The organism is Oceanobacillus sp. FSL W8-0428, from assembly GCF_038004405.1.
GTDB lineage: Bacteria > Bacillota > Bacilli > Bacillales > Amphibacillaceae > Oceanobacillus > Oceanobacillus sojae.
The window spans coordinates 4,702,928-4,727,088 of sequence record NZ_JBBORB010000001.1 but is presented as its reverse complement, the minus strand read 5'-3'; the positions used below and the strand labels follow the sequence as shown (position 1 = coordinate 4,727,088).

Here is a 24,161-nt window from a genome sequence, read left to right as displayed (position 1 = left end):
CTTGTTTTTAAGGAAACATCTTCAAGTTACATATTGTATTGTCTGGTGGCGATAGCGAAGAGGTCACACCTGTTCCCATGCCGAACACAGAAGTTAAGTTCTTCAGCGCCAATGGTAGTTGGGGGCTTCCCCCTGCGAGAGTAGGACGTTGCCAGGCACAATGAAAAAGAGTTAAGCATACTAATGCTTAACTCTTTTTTCGTTTAGAAACTTATGAAACATGGATTCTATGCGGAATGTAGAGGCGTTCTCCATTCGTCAACAGATAAAAATGCATTCTATTCCTTTCAGGGAAGGAGATTATATAATTAAATAACGCTGAAATGAAAACTTTAGGAGTTATTAACTTTGAAAAAGAGCCTTGAACATAGAGGAATGTTAGCAATATTAATTGATGAGAACTATAGGAAACTGAGAATTAGCCAAGTATTAATGAAAATATTTATTGAATCGGCTCAAAATAACATATTGATTGAAAAAGTAGATTAATGTATAGATTTGTTTAAAAATTTTTGTATCATATCTTTTCTAGAATCTTATATGTTTCGACTACTTTTAATATTAATAAAAAATCCCTTTTTGATAAATGAAAAGAACATTTTATCAAAAAGGGATTTATTTGTCCTTGCTTATTATTTAGAGATGCTCCAACGGTTGTTAATGGAATCGGTCATACTTGCAATTGCGCCGTCTCCAGTAACATTACAAGCGGTACCTAAACTATCTTGGGCGAGATATAGTGCAATCATTAATGATACCATAGTTGGGTCAAAGCCTAACATGGATTCAAGCAGACCAATAGACGCCATAACGGCTCCGCCTGGAACTCCGGGAGCTGCAATCATAGTAACTCCTAATACCAGTAAGAAAGGAAAAACAGTTCCAAATGTAATCGATTCCCCTTGTAAAAACAAAACAGCAGTTGCACAGCTTAACAGAGTAATCGTACTTCCAGATAAATGTATATTAGCAAGTAAAGGGATCGTAAAATCAGCAATATTATCTTTTATTTTTAATTTCTTTGCTTGCTCTAATGAAACTGGAATTGTAGCAGCAGAGGACTGTGTTCCAAGTGCTGTAAAATAAGCAGGCAACATGGTTTTTAACATAGCCAAAGGATTCTGTTTACTCAATGCTCCAGCAACAGAGTACTGAAGAGTCAAGTATAAAATATGTAATAGAATAATCATTACAAATACAACAGCAAATACTTTTATAATTGAAGCAACTTGACCGGCATGGGTCATATTGGCAAAAATCCCAAAAATATGGATCGGTAGTAAAGGGATAATTGTTTTACTGATAACTAATTCCACGATGGAACGAAAATCATTAAAAACATTTAATAATGCATTGTTTTTTAATGCCGCCATTCCAATTCCTAAAACAAATGCAAGAATGAGTGCTGTAATGACTTCAAAAGGAGGATGTAATTCAAAATCTAAAAAACCCTTCAGCAGTGCGTTATTAGGATCATTAAACATCGTTAATGACTGGCCGCTTAAAATAGCTGGATAAAGATTACTTGCTGCTATAAATGCAACAATACCGGCAAGAATAGTTGATACATAAGCCAACAGAGCAGTAACGGATAATAATTTTCCAGCACCTTTTCCCATGTTTCCAATGCCAGGAGCAATAAAACCAATGATGATAAGCGGGATGATGAGGCTTAAAAATCCGCCGAATATATCATTGAAGGTGGCGAATAATCGAATAAGCCAATCGTTTGCAATTAATCCGATAACAATACCAAAAGCAATGGCAATAATAATTCGTAACAATAAACCAAAGCGTTGCATAAAAACTCTCCAATCTGGTTTGCTTATAAAATTTGACGTCCCATAGTATAACTCAATTTTAAAATGTTAGCTAGGCATATATTACATTCATATAAGTATAATATTGACAGAGAAAATAATTTTGTACGCTTCTAATAGCTTTGGAATTGACATACCTGATAAATTCTTCCTGTCTCACTATAAAAAAAGAAGTATCACTAAGGATACTTCTCCGTCTGAGAATTAACTCATTCCAAATGGTCCTAACGTTTCAGGATCTTCTTTCTTCGAACCTGATTTTTGTTTAGAGCTGAAAAAAGGTGCTGCCTGCTGCAATGCCTGACCTACATTTTGCTGCTGATTGGTCATAGAATAAAATGTAGCTGCGCCGATACCAACAGAGGCAACCAATGGAAGCCAAATTGAGTTTTTTTCCATACTAATCCTTCCCTTCAACAAGTGTGAAAAAGACAGTCATTAGCCGCTGGCCAATAAGCAGAAGGCCAGTTCAGACAAGCTTATTATTTCCGCAGAAAGATAAATTATGAAAGTAATTAATTAACATCTGCTTTTGTGTCGAGAGCTGCATTCATCCCGGCAATTCTGCCGGTAACGAGGGCAGAGGTAATATTATATCCTCCAGTATAGCCATGTATATCTAAAATTTCTCCGCAGAAATATAGTCCATCCATCATTTTTGATTTCATTGTGTTTGGAACAATTTCTTTAATAGAAATACCGCCGCCAGTAACAAAGGCCTTTTCCAAAGGAAGACTGCCATGTACTTGGAAGGAAAAGTTCTTAATATTTTTCACAAATTCAAGCGTAGTGTTTTTAGAAATGTTGGCGCATTTTTGCTCTGCTCCAATGTTATGCTTTTCCATTAAATAATCAAGAAGACGCTCAGGAACCAGTCCTTTGACTGCATTTTTAAAAGCTTTTTTTGGATTTTCTGATAGGATATCCTTTATTTGCTTAGATAAATCATTTTCTGTTATTTCTGGTAAAATATCAAGATGCATTTCTACCGCATTTCTGCCACGCATAAGCTCTTTGACAACAAATTGGGAACAGCGTAATACGGCTGGCCCGGAAATACCAAAGTGGGTGAAAATCATATCCATTTGATGTGTTATGATTGGTTTTCCACGTTTATTTAAGACACTTAAACCAATATTTCTTAAGGATAGCCCCTGGAGCTTCTTTTGCTTAATAAATGCTTCATTTGAGGTGAGCGCCACTTCTGTAGGGTATAGTGTGGTTACAGTATGCCCGGCAGTCTTCGCCCATGGATAGGCATCTCCTGTAGAACCAGTATGAGGCACGGCTTTTCCACCGGCAGCAATAACAATAGCTGCAGATTTAACAGGGGCTTCTTCTTCAAGATGTACAGTATGTATATCCTCACCGTATTCTATAGCTGCTACTTTTGTATTCATTTTCACCGTAACACCCTGCTCTTTCAATTGATGGATAAGTGCATTCACAACATCCATTGCTTTATTTGATTCCGGAAACATTCTGCCATGATCTTCTTCCTTTAAAGCAATTCCGAGACCTTCAAAGTAATCAATAATATCATAATTATTAAATATGGAAAAAGCACTGTACAAAAATTTGCCATTACCAGGAATATGTTTTATCACTTCCTCCTGTGGTAAACGGTTAGTTACATTACAACGTCCGCCTCCGGAGATGGCTAATTTCTTACCAAGCTTTTTACCTTTGTCAATAAGCAGTGTTTTTGCACCATGTTCAGCTGCTGAAATTGCAGCCATTAATCCGGAGGGCCCTCCGCCTATAACAACAACATCATAATTCAAAGTTTTCCCATTCCTTTCTTTTCCATGCGTATCGTAGCATTTTCTAAAAAAATGTACAATATATATAATTTATACGTAATAATAAAGAGCTTTTATTGGATTTGTCGATTTTTAGCAATTTAAATCAAAGAAAGCAGACAAAAAGTATGCTAAAATTAATAGGAAGTGCTAAAATAAAGCAATCTATTTTATTAATCTAATTGTAGGTGAAAAAGTTACAATGTCAAATATGCTACGAGGAACAATGCTGTTATCCGGTGCATCGTTCCTGTCCAGGTTTTTAGGAATGATTTTTGTTATACCGTTTTTTGCGATTGTGGGTACTACAGGTAATGCGCTATTTGGATATGCGTATACACCTTACAGTATTTTTATCAGTTTATCCACTGTTGGAATCCCTGCAGCTGTATCGAAATTTGTGTCTAAATATAATGCTTTAGGCGATTATCAAATTGGAATGCGAATGTTTCGGGCCGGCAGCGCACTAATGCTTGTTACTGGTGTTATTGCATTCCTTATTTTGTTTTTATCAGCAGATTGGATAGGGGCACACCAGATTAAAGGAGAAAATGGATCAATTACCTCAGATGATGTTGCTTTTGTTATTCGGATGGTCAGTTTTGCATTAATTGTAATTCCAGCAATGAGTATAGTCCGAGGTTTTTTTCAAGGGAATCAATCGATGGGACCGACTGCTATCTCGCAGACGATAGAACAAATTGTGCGAATCATAGCTATTTTGGCCGGCTCCTATATTATTGTAAATTATTTTAATGGGTCGATTACATTAGCAGTCGGCTTTGCTGCATTCGCTGCATTGATTGGTGCACTTGCATCATGTTTAGTTCTATTTTGGTATTGGAAAAAGAGAAAGCCGTTTATCGATAAACAAATTGCCAAACAGGAAATAACACATGATTTTCGTACAGTAGATTTATTTAAGGAGTTATTCCGTTATGCAGGCCCATTTGTCATAGTCGGATTAGCTATTCCTTTATACCAGTTCGTTGACCAGTTTACATTTCAGCCTGCAATGGTCGCCAGTGGCCGGGCTGCTTTATGGGAAACGGAGATAGCTGTTATTAACAACTTGGGACATAAAATAATCATTATTCCAATGACAATTGCAACAGGGTTGTCTATGGCAATGCTCCCGTCATTAACGAATGCTTTTACACAAAAAGATCAAACTACTTATACAAAGCTTATTAATCAAGCTTTACAGGTTATCATGGTTTTTGTTATTCCTGCAACTGCCGGGATTGCAATTCTTTCTGATGAAATTTTTGGTGCTTTATTTACCTTGGAAGATATTGAGATTACCGGATCATTAATGGCATGGTACGCTCCGGTAGCATTACTGTTTGGCTTGATTACCGTTACAGCTGGAATGCTGCAGGGGGTTAACCAGCAGAATTATGCAGTTGTCAGCTTATTGGGCGGCTTGTTAGTAAAAGTAATCTTTAACAGTCAGTTTATTCATCTGTTTGGCGGCAAGGGTGCAATTTTAGGTACGGCGATTGCAGCAGGAATTGCTGTTGGTCTCAATTTAGCGCGATTAAAGAGAACCGTGAATTTTTCGTTTAAACAAACAATTAAACGAACGATTTTAATATTAATTTTTACCGGAATGATGTGCTTCGTAATTGCTGTATTAAAATTTGCTTTTGGTTTCTTCCTGCCATATCAGGAAGTACGCTGGGCAACGGTTATTATGCTTCTGATCGGTGTATCCGCTGGAGGATTGTTTTATCTCTATTTAGCGTATAAATCAACTTTGCTGGATCATATATTTAATGGAAGTGTACCAGGCTTAAACCGATTAAAACGCATGAAAAGATAGAAGTAGGGAGATTCATATGCGATTAGATAAATTATTAGCAAATATGGGTGTCGGGAGCAGAAAAGAAGTAAAAAAACTGCTGAAATCAAAAAAAGTCACCTTAAATAATAAAGTAATCAAAGATGGCTCTATTAAAGTAAATCCAGATGAGGACAGTGTACGTGTAGAAGACGAGCCAATTATCTATCAGGAATTTATTTATTTAATGCTTCATAAGCCTCCTGGTGTTGTTTCCGCAACGGCTGATGTTAAAGATAAAACAGTCATTGACCTGTTATCAGAGCAGGATAAGCATTTTCAGCCTTTTCCTGTAGGAAGGCTGGATAAAGATACAGAAGGGTTATTATTGATAACAAATGATGGGGATCTGGCACATCAGCTGATCTCACCTAATAAAAATGTTTCAAAAATATACCGTGCAAAGGTTAAAGGAGAGCTCCCGCAGGACGTTGTTCAACAATTTACTGCGGGTATTATCCTGGATGACGGATACCAGACAAAACCAGCTAATCTCAAAATATTAGCTGCAACTGAAGAACCAGGGTTTTCTGAGGTTGAAATAGAGATTACAGAAGGAAAATTTCATCAAATTAAACGTATGTTTGAAGCAGTAAATTGTAAGGTTATTTATTTAAAACGGTATCGGATGGGCGAGTTGAGCTTGGACAGCCAATTGCCATTAGGGGCTTATCGTCCGCTGACAGAGGAAGAAATGGCGTATTGCTTCAGTTTAAAAAACAAGGAGTTTTAACCATGTCTCATTATTTTATAGGTATCCAGGTGAAGCCGGAGCTTGCAAAGCAATTATCAGAGTGGCAGATTAATCTAAAAAATCAGCTTCCATATAAACAATGGGCAAGCAGGCCGGATTTTCATATCACGCTTGTTTTTTTAGGAGATGTGGACGAAAAATTATTACACGCTCTCCAAAGCAAACTTTCATCTGCAACAGCAGCCTATTCCGTATTTGATATAAAAAGAACTGCACTGGGGACTTTCGGAAACCAGCAGCAGCCACGAGTACTCTGGATGGGGATTGAGAATAATCCAATATTAAACCAGCTTCAGAAACAAGTTGTTCAAATATGTGAATCAATTGGATATAATAGAGAGAAAAGAGCATATACTCCGCACATTACAATAGCTAAGAAGTGGGCAAATCAAGATAATTTCTTAACAGAAAAGATTTGGAACGACATACTGGATAATACCCCTGACTTAGACGATATATTTAAGGTAGATGCTATTCATTTATATAAAGTACACCCTGCGTCAAATCCAAAATATGAGATTGTTCAGAGTTTTCCATTGAGCTGAAAGCATTGAATAAGTAACTGTGAGTGTATATAGATAAATGAGTTTGTAAATCGATGATAAAACGAACCTTTGCAGCCCATTTTTTATAGCGCACAGCACAGGATAAATATTTTCTATTTGCTAAGCGCAATTAAAGCATTCACCTAAAGACTTAGCGAATGCCGGGTTTTCTAATGAGAAAGAGGAGAATAGATGGCACAGTTAATTAAGCTACAGGATTATATTTCAAGGTATGAATGGGATACATATCGCTATCCTACGCAATATATCAGACAAAAGAAAGAGCAATGGCAGCGCTTCTATTCGGAATGGCTGGATACTGCTCTGGAGGAAGAAGAGCAAGCAGAAGCAGGAAGTACCGAGGAAAAAATTTCTCTTTTGCAAAAATGGAAAGAACGTTTCATGAAAAAGCCGGTTGTTGTAGAGGATTTAACACCTGATGAGAAGATAGTAAAACGAAAAAAAGACATAACCCAAATACCTGAGACAGAAGAAGAATTAAAGCAGGTTTTTTTGGACCGGTTATTGGAAATTCAAATGAAATGGGCGTCATCAACTGTTTCACAGGTATCCATTGTTGACTCTGGTTATTATAATGACTCCTTATTAAGATTCTTATTACAGCGTTTTCCAGATACATATCTTGTTATGTACAGACCGATATTTGAAGTGAAGCAAGCAGCAGTTGAAACAGATATTATTCTCATTACTCCAATTGGGATAGAAATACTTTCTTTTGTAGAATTGGATACAGATGAAGTAATTATGGCCGGAGATGAACGGACCTGGACCATTACGGCTAAAAATAATGAAGAGCCAATACGTATTGTTAATCCATTAATTTCATTAAAACGATCTGAAAAATGGATTGAGCGTTTTCTTCAAGCAGAAAATATTGATATACCAATTAAAAAAACGGTTATATCCAGAACCAATCGTATTTTATATGCAACATCACCTTATCAAAGTGAGATTATTGATAAGCTTGCTTTCCCAGAATGGTTTCAGAATAAAAGGTCTGTTCATTTACCACTCAAGAAGAGACAGCTGAATGTAGCTGAAACATTATTACGAAACAGCTTATCGCAGTCAATACCAAGACCGGAATGGGAAGAAGAATAAGCCGCCGGATTACTATAAGAAGAGGATACCGAAGTATGTATTTATTAATTGTGAATCCGAATGCCGGTAATGGTCATGCAAAAAAGATTTTTGAACGAATTCAAAAAATGACCAGCTATCGAAATATAGAGAGGAAGACGTTATTTACAAACCAGCCGGGGGATGGCCAGATAATTGCCGAAACTTACTCAAAAAAAGAATATATAAAACATGTTATTGTTATCGGTGGAGATGGTACAATGCATGAAGTAATGAATGGCTGGTCAAATCAATCGGTATCTATTTCATTTATCCCGGGCGGCTCTGGAAACGATTTTGCCAAAGGAATAGGACAAAGGGATACTGCTGAAAAACAATGGCAGAATATCATTTCAAACCCGGCTAAGCCTAATTTTTGGAACGGTTCATTTCAACTGGAAAATGGTCGAGAAAAAAAGTTTATAAACAGTATAGGTATTGGAATTGATGCAGCTACAACAGAAATAGCGAATCAATCCCATTTAAAAATTTGGCTTAATCAGCTCAAATTAGGAAAGCTGATTTATCTAATTGCATTAATTCAAGCTATCTTGAGATTTCAACCAATGAATATCCGTTTGACGTATGATGGAAGGATAAGACATATAGAAAATGCCTGGATAGTTTCGGCAGCAAATCATCCCTACTGTGGAGGAGGACTAAAAGTAGTTCCTCATGCAACCGTTAATCCACACAATCTTTCCATATTGGTTATCCATCAGATTTCCAAAAAGAAAATCCTGTTGTTATTCCTGCTGGTTATTTTTGGGCTGCATCAATATTTAAAGGAAGTTGAATTATTTCAGGTAAAAGAAATGACAATTGAGGTTGAATCTCCTGTCAGCTATCAGGCAGATGGAGAAACCGGCAGATTACAGACTTGTTATATAAAAAGGGAAAAACAGGCGGTATATATAAAGAAATAGTAAGAAAAACAGATTGATTGAAGTTTCATTCTATTTTAATATAATTGATAAATTATATAGATATTGTAATTTTGATCATTTATAGATACAATAAAGACTTAACACGTTAAAAAGAATCATATTATTTATCGGAAATAGAGAAGGGTTGCTTATCTATCTGTATTCGTAAACAGATAAAAAAGCAAGAATAGTCTTTTACATAAAGTGAAACTTCATTGCGTGAGTTTTTTGATGGCGGGTAATCACAACGCCTTTGTAACCTGGCTGGCCGACTCCTGCTTAGAAATAAATTATTTTCTTATTTCTCGAAGTGAGAGCCCTGCAAACTCCCTTCGATGGGGCGAGTAATCGCAGTCCCAGTCAATTATACTGTGATAAATAAAGATTTTTCGGACGATCCTTGAACGCTAATTTTGAAAGATGGGAAGACATTATGATTAACTGGCTCGAACATGCTTTAGGTACAGGGTGGCTTGTCAGACCGGCTGGTGGTTTAACCGGCGAGGCATTTATAGCTGAAAAAAACGGAAAGCGATTGTTTTTGAAAAGAAACACATCGCCCTTCTTAGCGGTACTCTCTGCGGAAGGAATTGTACCAAAGCTTATTTGGACAAAGAGAATAGAAAATGGTGATGTTATTACCGCTCAAGAATGGCTGGAAGGGCGTTCTTTGAATGAAGAAGAAATGAAGCAGCAAGCTGTGGCTGATTTATTGTATAAAATACATCATTCCTCTGAATTAATGCATATGCTATTGAAAATGGGGAAAAAACCGACAACTTCAGACGAAAGTTTTTCGAAACTATGTCTGCAGTTAGAAGAGAATGGTTTACTATATGAACAAAAAGAAGTAAAGGAAGCAATTGGTTTATTAGAAATAATGCTTCCTTACACTAGAAACCAAAAATTGGCAGTTTGCCATTGTGATATGAATCATAATAATTTAATTTTAACAAAAGATAATATGATTTATTTAATTGATTGGGATAATGCAACCATTGCTGACCCTGCGACGGATATTGGTATGCTCTTAAAATGGTATATACCCCGGGAAAAATGGGAAAAGTGGCTTATCAATTACGGAATAGAGCCAGATAGACAATGGTTTATTCGCATGTACTGGTATCTGCTTCAGGACAATCTGCAATTCTTATGCTGGCACTTTGCGCGGCATGAGAACGGAAAGGTTCAGCAGAGATTAAAGGAATTACTGGAAATCAATTGGTCGATTAAGGATTTTATCGTATCATAAATTGTATGAACCAGTTTTTAAAGGTTTTGCTGGACTGTATTAATCCAGCGGCTGATCTGATCCTGATGATTTTCAATATGTCTGGCGCAATCGGATACGCCAGTTCCTGTTTTTCCGTATTGATGAATGCTTGTCAGGACATCCTGAATATCCTGGTCAGACAGATCCTTTTTGGCTAATATGGAAGCAGTAAGCCGTTCCAGTTGAGCATATTCATTAGGAGATCCGGAAGAATTAGATTGATGTTCATCCAGAATATCACATAGTAGCTGCAGTTTGTTTTCTATAGATAATTGCATTTTAATTCACCTCATTCCTGAGAATAGTTTAAACGAATGGTCATTTATTATTCACGGCTGGTTAACTTAACTGATCTCCTTTTAAACAGCAGGAAACATAAGCTATGTTTTTTATGTCCTGGGAGTTTGGTTTTCTGACGTTATATCATAAGTAAAAGTAATAAAGTGAGGATAGTTTATATGAGACAAAGATATAAGCCTTGGGCTGACGATTATTTAAAAGAAAAAAATCATATTGCATTAGAAAATCCCAGTCTGAATAAAGGGAAATGGAGCAGCGTTTTTGGAAATGAAAATCCAATTCATGTAGAAATAGGCTCAGGTAAAGGACAATTCATCACAGGGATGGCAAAACAGTATCCGGACATTAATTTTATTGGCATAGAAGTTGCCAAAAGTATTATTGTTTCAACAGTTCAAAAGGTTGATGAAGCTGGCCTGTCTAATATCCGCCTTTTAAATGAGGATGCGAATGATATCCGTTCTTTATTTGCGGATAATGAAGTTGAACAGATTTACTTAAACTTTTCCGATCCCTGGCCAAAAAATCGGCATGAGAAGCGACGCTTGACTTATAAGAGCTTTTTAGAGCAGTATCAGGATATTTTGCCTGACGAAGGCCAAATCGTTCTGAAAACAGACAATAGAGGATTATTTGAGTATTCCCTGGTCAGTTTTTCAGAATATGGGATGAAGCTTGTTGAAGTGAACCTGGACCTGCACGCAATAGAAGATGAAAAAAATGTGAAAACAGAGTATGAAGAAAAGTTCTCTTCGAAGGGGCATGTTATCTATCGCTGTAAAGCAAAATTCTAATCTTTACAAATGCATAATTGACAGTTATTGCATTTATTTGTCATAATATAATATGATATTATCGTATGTAATGAACCTTTAATCTGGTCCAGTGAGGCTGGTAAGGTCAATCGGATAAAGCAAAATATATGTTCCTTTAGAGGATAATGTTCCTTTGTGAATTCTGACACCTTACCTTCCGCATGGGTAAGGTGTCTTTAGATTAGACAAAATAAATATGGAATTTACATAGAAGGGACAGATAGCTATGAAATCAAGGGAAATACAAGTACATGAACGGCCGCCGCTATTACAGAGCTTGCCTTTAAGCCTGCAGCATTTATTTGCTATGTTTGGTTCAACCGTTTTAGTTCCGATTTTATTTAATGTAGATCCAGCTACCATTTTAATGATGAATGGTTTTGGAACACTACTATATATTCTTATTACAAAAGGAAAAATTCCTGCATACTTAGGATCGAGCTTTGCCTTTATCTCGCCAGTTACAATGGTTCTGACGAATGGCGGAGGATATGGTGCAGCGCTCGGTGGATTCTTTGTGGTAGGCCTTGTCTTAACCTTAATTGGGGTTATTGTAAAATACGCAGGCACGAGCTGGATCGATGTGATTTTCCCGCCTGCTGCCATGGGAGCAATTGTTGCGGTTATCGGGCTTGAACTTGTACCTAATGCTGCAGATATGGCTGGCCTGTTGCCTGGGGAAGAGGCTTCCAGAGATATGACAGCTATTACAATATCTTTATTGACTTTAGGAGCAACCATTATTTACTGGGTAACCTTAAGAGGATTCCTGAAAATTATTCCAATTTTACTCGGGATAGTAACTGGGTACGTTATTGCAACAATGTTCGGGATTGTCGATTATTCAGCAGTACGTGAGGCTGCCTGGATTCAAATGCCGACATATTATCAAATTGAATTTAACTGGTCTGATATTCTTATTATCTTACCGGCCGCACTTGTTCTGGTGCCGGAGCATATTGGACATTTAGTGGTTACTGGGAATATTGTAAAGAAAGATATGGTAAAGGATCCCGGCTTGGACCGGTCATTATTTGGTAACGGTATTTCCACAATGATTTCCAGCTTTTTCGGATCGACACCAAATACAACATATGGCGAGAATATAGGTGTTCTCGCGATTACAAGAGTATATTCTACATGGATTATTGGCGGAGCAGCAGTACTTGCAATTCTTCTTTCGTTCTGTGGAAAACTGGCTGCCTTGATTTCGTCTATTCCAACACCTGTTATGGGTGGGATTTCTTTATTATTATTTGGTATTATCGCAGTAAGCGGCTTGCGCATGCTTGTAGAGCAGCAGATTGATTATAATAAATCACAAAATCTGATACTGACCTGTGTCGTATTAGCAATTGGAGTAAGCGGAGCAACCATTCAACTGGGAACAGTAGAGCTGAAAGGGATGGGACTGGCAACAATTGTAGCTATTTTAATCAGTCTATTCTTTAAGCTGTTAGATATATTAAACTTATCAAATGAAGATAAGTAGGGAAGTACAAAATAAATAATTTACGAAAAAGAGAACTTTAGCAGTATTTAAATTCTAACTAGAGAAATTATATGCTGCTTTAAAGTTCTTTTTTTCTATTATAAATTTTTCCATATTAATAAAATTGTAATGAAATATAGAAAGCGATACCAAATCAAGCGTTATAACATTTTAATAGCTGTTCTATAATAGAACTCAGTTATATCAAGCTGTAAAGCCTGTTAAATTCTTATTGACGAGTGGTCCCATTGGTGATAATATGTCGATTATCGACAAAATGATTTGATTATTGACAATTGATTTGAAGCAGAGAGTATTACCTGGAAACAAATTATTCATTGAATACTTTGAAAACGAAGCAGTGCCATACTTTCATGGGCTGTATTTTTTACTCTTAGAATATGAATTTTTTTCAGAGATGTATTTTATGATATTAAAATCTTTTATGTAATGCGGATAAGTAATTTCTCCAGAAATGAAAATCTTTTATTACGCAGTAAATAGTCAGAAAAATATGTGAATGAAATATTAATCTCAATATATTTAATTTACAAAATTTTTCAATCGAATTGTTAAACTAGATATTGATTGTCTTTAGTCGTAAAAATGTTCATAACCTTTTTGAAGACAGACAACAAGAAAAAACAATTAAATTTTTGGAGGATGAATGAGCATGTCACAGATGTTTGCGTTAGTACTTATTGTTTTGATTTTATATATAGGAGATGTAGTTGCTGCGAGAACAAAAGCCTGGGTGCCGTCGATTTTTGTCTGTGCAGTATTGTTTTTAGCAGGATATTGGACCTTCTTCCCGGAAGATATTGTTGCCGTAGCTGGAATACCTCCTGTGGTTGCTACCGCACTTATGTACCTATTGATTGTAAATATGGGTACACTCTTATCTTTACAGGAGCTGAAAGCACAATGGAAAACGATTTTAATTGCACTTGGCGGTATTTTAGGTGTTGTTGCCTTTTTACTTAGCTTTGGCACCATGCTCTTTGGGTTTCAGGCTATGGTTGTTGCTGTACCGCCATTAGTAGGTGGACTGGTATCTTCACTGATTATGTCAGAAGGAGCAGCAGATGCTGGGCTTGTCAGCTTATCCGTATTTGCAATTGTTATCTATGTCATGCAAGGGTTTGCCGGTTACCCATTAACATCAGTTATGCTGAAAAAAGAAGGAAAACATTTATTGGGACAAATTCGCAGTGGTGAATTAAAATCAGTTGATGATGAAGGTAAAGGAACAGTGAAAGAATACGAGGGTGCGAAATTATTTAAAAAGCTGCCTGAACAATATCATACAAGTTATTTCATATTTTTTAGATTAGCATTCACTGGTTTTCTAGCTTATTTCGTTTCTACTTTGCTGGAACCGCTGGTAACTGTCAGTCCAATGGTACTTTGTCTGTTGTTTGGGGTAATCGGAAGAAGTATCGGCTTCTTAGAAAAGCAGGCATTGCAAAAAGCAAATGGTTTTGGCTTTGCTATGTTAGGATTAATGCTATATGTTCTTGATGGATTAAGAAATGCTACTCCTGGAATGATGCTTGACATCATTTACTTATTAGTTGGAAGTATTCTTTTAGCAGTTATTGGGATGTACATTTTCTCCTTTATTGTTGGAAAGCTATTAAAAGTCAGCAAGACAATGGCATATGCAATCTCGTTAACTGCCTTCTATGGTTTTCCGGCAGATTACGTTATTACAAATGAGGTTATCAATTCTTTAACAAAGGATCCAAAGGAAAGAGAAATTTTAACGAGTCATATGCTTTCCCCGATGTTAGTTGGAGGATTTGTGACGGTGACGATTGTATCTGTTATACTAGCAGGTGTATTTGTTAATTTCTTGTAAGTATGTATTTAATGGAGGTATCATCACATGAAAGCTAGTCAGGAACGGATTGAAAAGCATATTAATAGTTTAAGTAAATATACAGCCACACCAAATCAGGGAACGACGCGTTTAACGTATAGTGAAGAGGATTTACAGGCCCGCACCTATATAAAAGAGCAGATGAAAACATACGGACTGAAAGTAAGAGAAGATGGTCTCGGTAATATTTTTGGCAAGCTCGAGGGTGAAAAGAAGGATGCGCCAAGTGTTATCGTAGGCTCTCACTTTGACAGTGTTCCAAATGGAGGAGATTATGATGGCCCTGCCGGTGTTGTTGCTGGATTAGAGATAGCAGCACTATTTCAGGAAAATCATATCAAGCCGGCATATCCACTGGAAATTATTGCGATGATTGAAGAAGAAGGATCTAGATTCGGCGGCGGTTTAATGGGGTCAAGAGGAATTGCAGGATATCTTCAAAAGGATGATATAAAACAGCTTAAAGATAAAAATGGCATCTCTGTGCCGGAAGCTATGGAAGAGATTGGTTTAGATCCTTCCTTAGAGGTAAAACGTGACCCAAAAACAATAAAAGCATTTTTAGAAATGCATATTGAACAAGGGCCTCTTTTAGAAGAAGAGCAAATTTCGGTTGGTGTAGTGGAATCTATTGTCGGGTTAACACAGCTTGAAGTAACTATTTCCGGAAAAGCCGGACATGCTGGTACAACACCGATGGATCGTCGCTCAGATGCGTTGGTAGCAGCGGCGAATATTATTGCTAAGCTCCCGCAGATTGCAATAGAAGAAGGAGAAGGGACAGTTACAACAGTAGGAAGACATGAGGTATTTCCTAATGGAGCTAATGTTATCCCGGATAAAGTAACGTTCTCTGTCGATATTCGTTCAAGTAAAGAAGAGCATATTAAAAATGTAGTACAAAAAGTAAAAGACTTCATTGCGTCTTATGAAAAGGATAATATCCAGGCTGAAGTGGAGCAATCGCTGTACATGCAGCCAAAGGAATTAAATCAAGAAATCCGTTCTCTGCTGCAAGCATCCTGTGAACAGCTGGATATCTCCTATATCACCATGCACAGTGGAGCAGGACATGATGCGATGGTTCTTTCTGATATAACGGAGGTCGGATTGATTTTTGTTCCCAGCAAAGACGGGCTCAGTCATTGTCCGGAGGAGTGGACGGCAACACATGAGCTTGCTGCTGGTGTGGAAGTATTGTATGAAACTGCATTAAAATTAACAAAAAAATCCTAGTGCTTAGGCACTGGGTTTTTTTGTTGTCGATAGCTTTTCGTATAAATAAAAGTCTGGTTCTGGCAGGTATTTATAAAAGAATGATATATTTAAATAAAATAATACGAAGGATGGATTTTAGCTTGAGAACCCAACTGAAAGAATTAGAGAAGAACTTTCGAACATTAGCAGAAGAGCAGCAGGTACAGAGTCAAAAAAGTTTTCACGATATGTCGGGAGTTTATTATAGAGACGATATTTCTGAAGAGGCTGCTAAGAAAGGTCTGAAAAAACTGGCTCCTGATTTTCCAAAAGGAGTACTGGAAGGTATGAGCTTCGCTAATGAACAGGTAGCAAACTATATTTCGAGTATCCTTAGTACTACTGATAAATTAACGGGGGAAAATGTACAGGACTTATTATCATATATGGATAAAAATAATTCTGTGAAGGAAGAGGCGTTGGAGGATTCAATTTCGGAGTATCGAAAAATCTTGAAATATGGAATAAAATTAGGATTTAACATGGCTAAATTGGAAATAGAAAAAAATTTCATTCTTCAATATGATATATTATTAGTAAAAGATTGATACAACATAAAATATCACTGGCAATGTATTAATTAATTACATTGATGCATTTTGAATAATAAAAGTGATGAAAAATAAACAGCAAAAAAGCCCACCAAAAAATAGCAGGCTTTATATCTATGTATTGATTAATTTATTCAACAATGATAAAATATAAAAGTTAAAGATATACTTTATAATATACACGTATATACTATCATTATACAGTATAAGAATATATATGTCAACTATTTTTTTCGGTTTTAAAGGAGGAAGTTGATGGATAAGCAAAATAATAACCATGAATTTGAATATCAGCGTCTGGAGAAGGTATTAGATATTATTGAAAAGAAACAAAATGCTTTGAAGGAACAGTCCTCCAAGGTCAAAGAGGATGTCGTAGAGCTGCGTAAAACTTTTTGGGATGATATTACAGTCAACATGGATGAGATGGATGATATCATTGAAACACAGGAAAGCATTAAACAGCAATCGAATATCCTTGCCCAAAAAGAACGGCATTATGGGAAAAATTATCAACGGATGAATCAATTAGAGCGCCTGAAAAATCAGCCTTATTTTGGAAGAATTGATTTTCAGGAAGAAGGCAGTGAAGATATAGAGCAAATTTATATTGGTACTTCTTCTTTAATGGATGAAGAAGAGAAGGATTTTCTTATCTATGACTGGCGTGCACCTATTTCCGGGATTTATTATGATTATGCTCCAGGACCGGTAGAATACAGGAGTCAGGAAGAAACGGTTCATGGTGAAATGAGCTTGAAGCGGCAATTTATGATTCGTAATGGAAAAATGAAAGGAATTTTTGATACGTCGGTAACTATCATTGATGAGATGCTTCAGGAGAGCTTGAGTCAGGCGGCAGATACGCAAATGAAATCCATCGTCTCTACAATTCAACAGGAACAAAATGCAGTTATCCGTCATCGAGGCAGTAAAGTGCTTGTTGTTCAAGGTGCTGCGGGAAGCGGAAAAACATCGGCAGCTTTACAGCGTATTGCTTATTTACTTTATCATCACCGGACTAATTTAACAGCGAATCAGGTATTGTTATTATCTCCAAATGACTTATTTACAAGCTATGTAGCAAATGTTTTGCCTGAGTTAGGTGAAGAACCAGTTAACCAGCAAACCTTCCATCAATTTGTTTCAAATGGAACGGATAAGGCGCTGCATGTAGATTCACCATTCACTCAAATTGAGAAACTGATGCGTTTAGAGGAAAAAGAGCAGCAGACACAATTAGAAGCTATCCAGCACTTTTCCAGTACGGCTTTTATGGAGGATATTAATCAGCACTTAGAGAAATTAAACCGGACGAATCTTACTTTCAGATCGATACGTTTTCGGAATGAATTACTGATTGATAAAAAAGAGATAGAAAATTATTTTGCATCGCTGGAGAAAGATATGCGTCTTCCAAATAAAATGGAACAGCTAAGGAATTGGTTACTGCAGCGTATTCGTGAAATCCAAAAAGAGGAAATCAAGAAAGATTGGGTTCTGGATCAGATTCAGCTGTTATCCAAGGATGATTATATGAAGGCTTATCATGAAGCTGAAAGTGAGCAGGAGGAAAGCGGTATTCAGGATGAAGAAAAGGTTTTAAGAGAGAAAATTATTCGTAAAACCTTTGCTCCTTTACAAAAAATGATTCGTCAAAATCGCTTTGTCAATACATTTAAAATGTATATGGACCTCATAGCAGAGTTGAATGGAAATGATGCTATCCAGCGATATAAAGTAGAAGCAATAAGGCTGCTCCGAAAAAAACAGATTCCATGGGAACTGGCAACAGCGTATAACTTTTTTAAAGGGGAAATAATTGGTCATGAAGTTACCCGTCCAGTGCATTTAATTGTTATTGATGAAGCACAGGATTATACGCCGTTTCAATTTGCGTATCTAAAACACCTTTATCCGTATGCCAGCTTTACATTGCTTGGTGATGTTAACCAGGCAATCTATTCCTATGCATCAAAGGAGAATCCGATTCAAGAAAAAATCTCACATGAGGATAGTACAGAACGGATTGTATTAACAAAAAGTTATCGATCAACGAAGCAGATTTCGGATTTTACATCTTATTTTTCTCCAAGCAATGAACCGGTTGAACCTTTTAACCGCAGTGGTGTACTTCCAGAAGTTATTCGTTTGACAAAGTCGATTTCTGAAAAGGATGCGCTGCTTTATAAAATAGAGGAAAAGCAGCAAGAAGGATATGAAACAATTGCAATTATAGCGAAGACAGCTGCTGGTTGTGATGATATATACCGGAAGCTGCATAAAGAGGTAGATATAAAACAGATTAATGAGGATTCAAAAACCTATCAAAAAGGTATTGTTGTTGTTCCTGTTTATTTGGCGAAGGGGATTGAGTTTGATGCAGTGATTCTTGCAGATGCTTCTGATGAGGTGTATTCGTATGCTGCAGATAGATATCTGCTTTATACTGCGTGTACCCGGGCTATGCATGATTTAACGATTTTATTTTCCAATGAAATGTCTCCATTCTTAAGCAAAATCCCTAACGAGAAATATAGATATTCGACAATTGTTGAGAGATGAGAAAAGGATTTCTGTCCCTGGTCAGATTGGGGACAGAAATCCTTTTTTATTGATAATTATTTGTTTCAAAAAGATCAATCAGCTCAACATCTGGGTTCTTGTCTTTAAACCAGTTTAACGCAAACTCATTGCGGAAGAGTACAAGCGGCTGATCATGACGGTCACGAACCAGCAGATTTCCTGAGTCAAACAATGAAGCATCAGCCTGTTCAGGCTTTAACCATCTGGGAATACGCTCGCCAATGGGCTCCATGATTACTTCAGCATTATATTCATTTTCCATGCGATAAGTGAAGACCTGGTATTGTAATTCTCCGACCGCGCCCAGAATAAAGGAATCCGTTAATTTATCCCGGAACAGCTGTATGGCACCTTCTTGAACAAGCTGTTCAATCCCTTTACGAAATTGCTTCGACTTTAATGCGTTTTTCGCCATTACCTTTTTAAAGATTTCCGGCGGGAACTGCGGCAGTTCATCAAATTCATATTTTTCTTTCCCGGTAAGCAGAGTATCGCCAATTTGATAGGCATTTGGATCATAAATTCCAATAATATCCCCTGCATATGCCTCTTCAATGGTTTCTCTGGATGAGGCAACCATTTGCTGAGATTGGGCCAATTTTAATTCCTTTCCAGTCCGGGCCAGCTGAACACTCATACCGCGGGTAAATTTTCCGGAGCATACACGTAAAAAGGCAATACGATCACGGTGTGCTGGATTCATATTTGCCTGGATCTTAAAAATAAATCCAGAAAAGTCTTCTTCCTGCGGGTCAACTGCTCCTTTGGTTGACTTTCGCGGTGTCGGACTTGGTGCTAAGCGGATGAAGGAATTAAAAAATGTTTGAACGCCAAATGGAGACAGCGCACTGCCGAAGAAAACAGGAGTTAATTCGCCATTTAAAATAGCTTCCTCAGAATACGTATTTCCAGCTTCTTCAACAAGCTCTAATTCATTTAATGCATCTTGGTAAGTTGCATTTTCTGTCAACTCTGGATGGTTTTCTAATTCTTGATAAGGAATATAGGTTTCTTCTGCACCAGGATGATGCTGTACAAATTGCTTATTGTCCCGGTCAAAGATACCTAAGAAACCTTTCCCCATGCCTGCAGGCCAATTCATAGGAAAAGTATCAATTTCTAATACTGCTTCCAGCTCCTCCAATAAAGCAAGAGGTTCTTTTCCTTCCCTGTCTAATTTATTCATAAAGGTAAAGATGGGAATACCGCGCATACGGCAAACCTTAAACAGCTTAATCGTCTGTGCTTCAATCCCTTTAGTGGAATCAATAATCATAACAACGCTGTCCACAGCGGTTAATGTCCGGTAGGTATCCTCACTGAAATCTTCATGTCCAGGGGTATCTAAAATATTGATATGAAAACCTTCATATTGAAAGTTCATGACACTGGATGTAACGGAGATACCACGCTGTTTCTCAATTTCCATCCAGTCAGATGTAGCGAATTTGCCGGATTTTTTTCCTTTAACTGTTCCGGCTGAACGAATCAGATTACCATATAGTAATAGTTTTTCTGTCATCGTTGTTTTCCCGGCATCGGGATGCGAGATAATCGCAAATGTTTTTCTTTTTTTTACTTCTTCTTGAATTGTCATAGTGAAATCCTTTCTATAATAGACCGATCAATTATTAAGAGCTGTATTTACTGCTGATAGGTTGATCAGGAGCTACGTTTAAAATCATCATTTCTTTATTAGATGTTAAAGCATTCTTGCTTTATAATAAACAATAGATATATCATACTACAATTTAACCCCATTCGTGAAATAATCGAAGGGATAAAATAAAAAAATCTGGTCAAAAGTTTATTTTATGAATATAAGCTTGGCTGTAAATATGGGAGTATGAGAAATGAATGAAAAGGTCGTGCAGTAAAATGGTATGGATATCCAAGCAGGAAATCAAAGAACGATGTGGAGAGCTGTCTTATAAATATGGAGAACGTCTCTGGAAAAAAGGAAATGTCCAGCTGACCTTTCTTGATCAGCAGATTATTGGAACAGTTAGAACCACAGATGATTTCCATATAACGCTGACGTATCGAAATAATAAAATAGAAAGCACCGGGTGCAGCTGCCCGAAGCTTGGTTCTTATACATTGGATTGCCAGCATATTGCTGCAGTTTTAATTGGTGTACATGAAACTGGTGAGCCGAAAACAGACAGCACTTCACTTACAGGAAAATCAGAAAAGGAATTTCGGCATCGTGGTTATTTTGAAACAAGACAAGCTATTCCGGTGCATTTTTACTTGCGTATACCCGAAAAATCAGAGCGGAAAGCGTTGCAAATGGCTGTGCAAATTGATGGTAAACTTGTTAATAATATTATCGCCTTTTTGAAAGCATTAAAAAATGGAACGCGATTTTCTGTTGCTGAAAATCTCTTATATGATGCAGCTAAATTTTATTTTGAAGATGACAGCAATCAGATTTTAGAACAGCTTATTCAGGCTTATGAGGATCAGCAAATGATTGGAACAGCTTTTGCTGATAAAACAAGCTGGATCTCTATTCCGGCAACAGTCTGGGAGCGGATGGAAAGATTACTTCATTCTAGTCCACTTGTTTCTTTGTATTTGGAAGCTGATGCATATCACAAGCAGTTATTAAGCTTTTACGACGCGCTGCCCTCGTTTTCTTTTCGTATCCGTCAAACAGGAATAAATTATTCGATTTCATTTTTGGAAAGAAGCCATACAATATTTTTGCTGGCTTATCAGCTTATTTATCAGAACGGTTCTTTATATTTATTGACAGAGGAAGAAAAGCAGCTGATTCATTTATGTGAGCAGCTGTGGAAACAACAGTCGGGAACAATCGTTGTCAGCAAGGAACAAATTGTATCTATTTCTGTACTTTTAGAACGGATCGGTGAAGTAGAGGATACAACTGGAACGTTGAAGAGTCTCTATACACCGCTTAAAGCAAGTATCTATATTGATCGGATTCATAATCGTTTACTGGCAGGCTTGGAATTTCAATATGGAGATAAAAAGATAACGCCTTTTGAGAAAACAGCAATGGTTCGCCGTGATAAGGAAAAAGAAGCAGAAATTATTGCTTTTCTGGAAAGAAGCGGCTTTGCACATACGGAAGGCAGTTTTATTCTGCAAAATGAACAGCTAGAATATGAATTTTTATACCATTACTTGCCTGAACTGTATAAGATAGCAGATGTTTTTGTTACAAATGCTGTCCGTAATCAAATCAGCAAGAAGCGGTTCCAGCCGATTGTCCGTGTGAAGCATAAACGCGATAGAACAAATTGGCTCGCTTTTTCCTTCCAGGTGAAAGGCTTCTGGGAACAGGAGGTTCGTCAGATTCTTGAAGCGATAGAAGAAAAGCGGCCATATTATCGGTTAAAGGATGGCTCCTTTCTCACATTGGAAACAGAAGAAATAAAAGAATTGGAAAAATATCTTCTCTCTGTTTCAATGACGCCTTCTGAAATTTTGGAGGAAATTGAGCTGTCGCTAAAGGATGGGTTATCGTTTGCCCATCGAATGGAGGATAATGGCTATCTGGCTGAAGGAGAAGCTGTGAAGGAAATGATTTATGATATCCAGGCTCCAGCAAATGAAAAATATCCGATAGCGTCAGAAATTGAACCTATTTTAAAGCCTTATCAGAAGGATGGTGTCCGTTGGATGCTGGCAGTGGCTGAAGCTGGACTTGGCGGTGTTTTAGCAGATGAAATGGGCTTAGGAAAGACGGTGCAGGCTATTGCATTTTGTATGACGAAATACCAGCAGCAAAAGGAGAAAAAAGCACCTGTACTCATTGTCTGCCCAACATCTTTATGCTATCAGTGGAAGCAGGAATGGGAATTATTCGCACCAGGATTTTCAGCAGAGATACTGGACGGCGCCATCCAGGAAAGAAAGCGGAAAAAGAAAACATTGCTCGAGAAGGATGTATGGATTGTTTCTTATGGTGTTTTAAAAAATGAAATTGATTGGCTGAAGAAAAACATTACGTTCCAGACAATTATTTTTGATGAAGCGCAGACTTTTAAGAATCCGGCAACACAGGTTTTCCGGACGGTAAAAAAATTAAAAGCAGATTATCAATTTGCTTTAACGGGAACTCCTTTAGAAAATAAAATGGAGGACTTATGGTCGATTTTTCATATTATATTTCCCGAATTGCTTGGCGGTTTGAAAGACTTTGCCTGGCTTACCAATGATCAGGTTCTGAGAAGAGTTCATCCATTTATGCTGCGAAGAGAAAAAAAGGATGTTCTGAAGGATATGCCGATAAAGACGGAATATATCGAACGTGTTCCATTGACAGAAGCACAGAAGCAAATCTACATTTCGTATTTATCGAAATTAAGACATCCAAAATTTAAACATTTGGATCGTGATACGGTTCGTAAAAATCGTATTAAGATTTTGGCAGGGCTCACACGTCTAAGGCAAATTTGCTGTGATCCGTCATTATTTATACGTGATTATGATGGAGAATCTGCCAAGCTTCAGCGCTTAATGAAAATCGTGAAGGATGCAAAACGTTCAGGCAAGCGAATGCTGATTTTTTCCCAGTTTACCCAAATGCTGAAGCGCATAGGAGATTTATTGAGAATAGAGGAGATTCCTTATTTCTATTTAGATGGACAAACACCTTCTGAGGATCGGCTGCAAATATGCCGTTCATTTAATCAGGGGGAAAATGATATTTGCTTAATTTCTTTAAAAGCGGGGGGAACAGGCTTGAATTTAGTTGGTGCGGATACGGTTATTCTATATGATACATGGTGGAACCCGGCAGTAGAGGATCAAGCCATAGACCGTGCGCATCGAATCGGTCAGATTTATGATGTTACTGTGATTCGCATGCTGACGGAGGGAACAATTGAGGATAAAATGTATAATCTCCAGCAGAAAAAAAGAAAACTGATAGAACAGATGGTGCAGACGAAGGATTTATGGAATTATCAGCTGACAGATGAAGATGTGGAGAAACTGCTGCAAGAAACGCTGCAATAGATAATTGGCTTAAGGCTGGATGGTGATTACTCTTCCTCCTTAAGCTTCTTTTCTACGTGGAAAAACATCTGTTAAATCAATGGTATAAGAGGAAAGTATGAAATCATTTTACATAATCTGATAAGAGGCTTGACGTTTATTCAGACTAATGATTATGCTTAAGAAGAAAGAGAATAAATCTGA

The 24,161-nt window shown here is 37.2% G+C and carries 18 protein-coding genes and 1 rRNA gene; 14 read left to right on the top strand and 5 right to left on the bottom strand.

All coding sequences use genetic code 11. The features are described 5' to 3' along the window. Window positions 1-41 precede the first annotated feature (41 nt). Window positions 42-157 (top strand): 5S ribosomal RNA (rrf, locus tag MKY30_RS22755). Between the two features lie 475 nt (window positions 158-632). Here the strand turns inward: rrf and MKY30_RS22750 are convergent. The 3 genes from MKY30_RS22750 to MKY30_RS22740 form a co-directional block, all read right to left on the bottom strand. Next, on the bottom strand, window positions 633-1,802 hold the full coding sequence (locus MKY30_RS22750) for a dicarboxylate/amino acid:cation symporter (RefSeq protein WP_341085458.1): 1,170 nt from the start codon (window positions 1,800-1,802) through the stop codon (window positions 633-635). A 222-nt stretch (window positions 1,803-2,024) separates the two neighbouring features. Beyond that, the gene (locus MKY30_RS22745) at window positions 2,025-2,219 is read right to left on the bottom strand and encodes a hypothetical protein (protein ID WP_147210909.1); all 195 of its coding nucleotides are present in this window, start codon (window positions 2,217-2,219) and stop codon (window positions 2,025-2,027) included. 116 nt (window positions 2,220-2,335) lie between these two features. Further along, window positions 2,336-3,604, bottom strand: coding sequence for a BaiN/RdsA family NAD(P)/FAD-dependent oxidoreductase (locus tag MKY30_RS22740; protein WP_341085455.1), 1,269 nt, complete (start codon window positions 3,602-3,604; stop codon window positions 2,336-2,338). A 220-nt stretch (window positions 3,605-3,824) separates the two neighbouring features. Between MKY30_RS22740 and MKY30_RS22735 the strand changes: the two genes are divergently transcribed. From MKY30_RS22735 to MKY30_RS22710, 6 genes are all read left to right on the top strand, one after another. Further along, entirely contained in the window at window positions 3,825-5,447 is a 1,623-nt protein-coding gene (locus MKY30_RS22735) for a putative polysaccharide biosynthesis protein (protein ID WP_147210911.1), read from the top strand. A gap of 16 nt (window positions 5,448-5,463) precedes the next feature. Further along, a complete protein-coding gene (locus tag MKY30_RS22730; RefSeq protein ID WP_156985950.1) occupies window positions 5,464-6,198 on the top strand; it encodes a pseudouridine synthase in 735 nt (244 codons plus the stop codon). Window positions 6,199-6,200: 2 nt separating this feature from the next. Next, on the top strand, window positions 6,201-6,764 hold the full coding sequence (thpR, locus tag MKY30_RS22725; RefSeq protein ID WP_339282513.1) for an RNA 2',3'-cyclic phosphodiesterase: 564 nt from the start codon (window positions 6,201-6,203) through the stop codon (window positions 6,762-6,764). 192 nt (window positions 6,765-6,956) lie between these two features. Next, the gene (locus MKY30_RS22720; RefSeq protein WP_341085452.1) at window positions 6,957-7,886 is read left to right on the top strand and encodes a nuclease-related domain-containing protein; all 930 of its coding nucleotides are present in this window, start codon (window positions 6,957-6,959) and stop codon (window positions 7,884-7,886) included. 35 nt (window positions 7,887-7,921) lie between these two features. Beyond that, window positions 7,922-8,830, top strand: coding sequence for a diacylglycerol/lipid kinase family protein (locus MKY30_RS22715; RefSeq protein ID WP_341085451.1), 909 nt, complete (start codon window positions 7,922-7,924; stop codon window positions 8,828-8,830). Window positions 8,831-9,263: 433 nt separating this feature from the next. Beyond that, window positions 9,264-10,082: a phosphotransferase family protein gene (locus tag MKY30_RS22710; RefSeq protein WP_147211073.1), complete on the top strand. Its 819-nt coding sequence runs from the start codon at window positions 9,264-9,266 to the stop codon at window positions 10,080-10,082. A gap of 17 nt (window positions 10,083-10,099) precedes the next feature. Here MKY30_RS22710 and MKY30_RS22705 read toward each other — a convergent pair whose 3' ends face one another. After that, window positions 10,100-10,381: a YtzH-like family protein gene (locus tag MKY30_RS22705; protein ID WP_341085450.1), complete on the bottom strand. Its 282-nt coding sequence runs from the start codon at window positions 10,379-10,381 to the stop codon at window positions 10,100-10,102. Window positions 10,382-10,561: 180 nt separating this feature from the next. Between MKY30_RS22705 and trmB the strand changes: the two genes are divergently transcribed. The 6 genes from trmB to helD all read left to right on the top strand — a co-directional run bounded on the left by trmB (window position 10,562) and on the right by helD (window position 18,965). Then, a complete protein-coding gene (gene trmB, locus MKY30_RS22700) occupies window positions 10,562-11,197 on the top strand; it encodes a tRNA (guanosine(46)-N7)-methyltransferase TrmB (RefSeq protein ID WP_147210917.1) in 636 nt (211 codons plus the stop codon). Window positions 11,198-11,444: 247 nt separating this feature from the next. After that, a complete protein-coding gene (gene uraA / locus MKY30_RS22695; protein WP_147210918.1) occupies window positions 11,445-12,710 on the top strand; it encodes a uracil permease in 1,266 nt (421 codons plus the stop codon). A gap of 673 nt (window positions 12,711-13,383) precedes the next feature. Continuing rightward, window positions 13,384-14,571 (top strand): hypothetical protein, encoded by a 1,188-nt coding sequence (locus MKY30_RS22690; protein ID WP_341085447.1) that lies wholly within the window; start codon window positions 13,384-13,386, stop codon window positions 14,569-14,571. A gap of 27 nt (window positions 14,572-14,598) precedes the next feature. Then, window positions 14,599-15,828: a Zn-dependent hydrolase gene (locus tag MKY30_RS22685; RefSeq protein WP_341085445.1), complete on the top strand. Its 1,230-nt coding sequence runs from the start codon at window positions 14,599-14,601 to the stop codon at window positions 15,826-15,828. A 122-nt stretch (window positions 15,829-15,950) separates the two neighbouring features. Next, window positions 15,951-16,397, top strand: a complete 447-nt coding sequence (locus MKY30_RS22680; protein ID WP_339282504.1) for a hypothetical protein — start codon at window positions 15,951-15,953, stop codon at window positions 16,395-16,397. Between the two features lie 258 nt (window positions 16,398-16,655). Further along, window positions 16,656-18,965 (top strand): RNA polymerase recycling motor HelD, encoded by a 2,310-nt coding sequence (gene helD / locus MKY30_RS22675; RefSeq protein ID WP_341085443.1) that lies wholly within the window; start codon window positions 16,656-16,658, stop codon window positions 18,963-18,965. A gap of 46 nt (window positions 18,966-19,011) precedes the next feature. On the opposite strand, the gene MKY30_RS22670 is transcribed toward helD, so the two are convergent. Then, window positions 19,012-20,583, bottom strand: a complete 1,572-nt coding sequence (locus MKY30_RS22670; RefSeq protein ID WP_147210923.1) for a peptide chain release factor 3 — start codon at window positions 20,581-20,583, stop codon at window positions 19,012-19,014. Between the two features lie 260 nt (window positions 20,584-20,843). Here MKY30_RS22670 and MKY30_RS22665 point away from each other — a divergent pair, with 260 nt between their 5' ends. Further along, a complete protein-coding gene (locus tag MKY30_RS22665) occupies window positions 20,844-23,978 on the top strand; it encodes a DEAD/DEAH box helicase (RefSeq protein WP_341085442.1) in 3,135 nt (1,044 codons plus the stop codon). Window positions 23,979-24,161 lie beyond the last annotated feature (183 nt).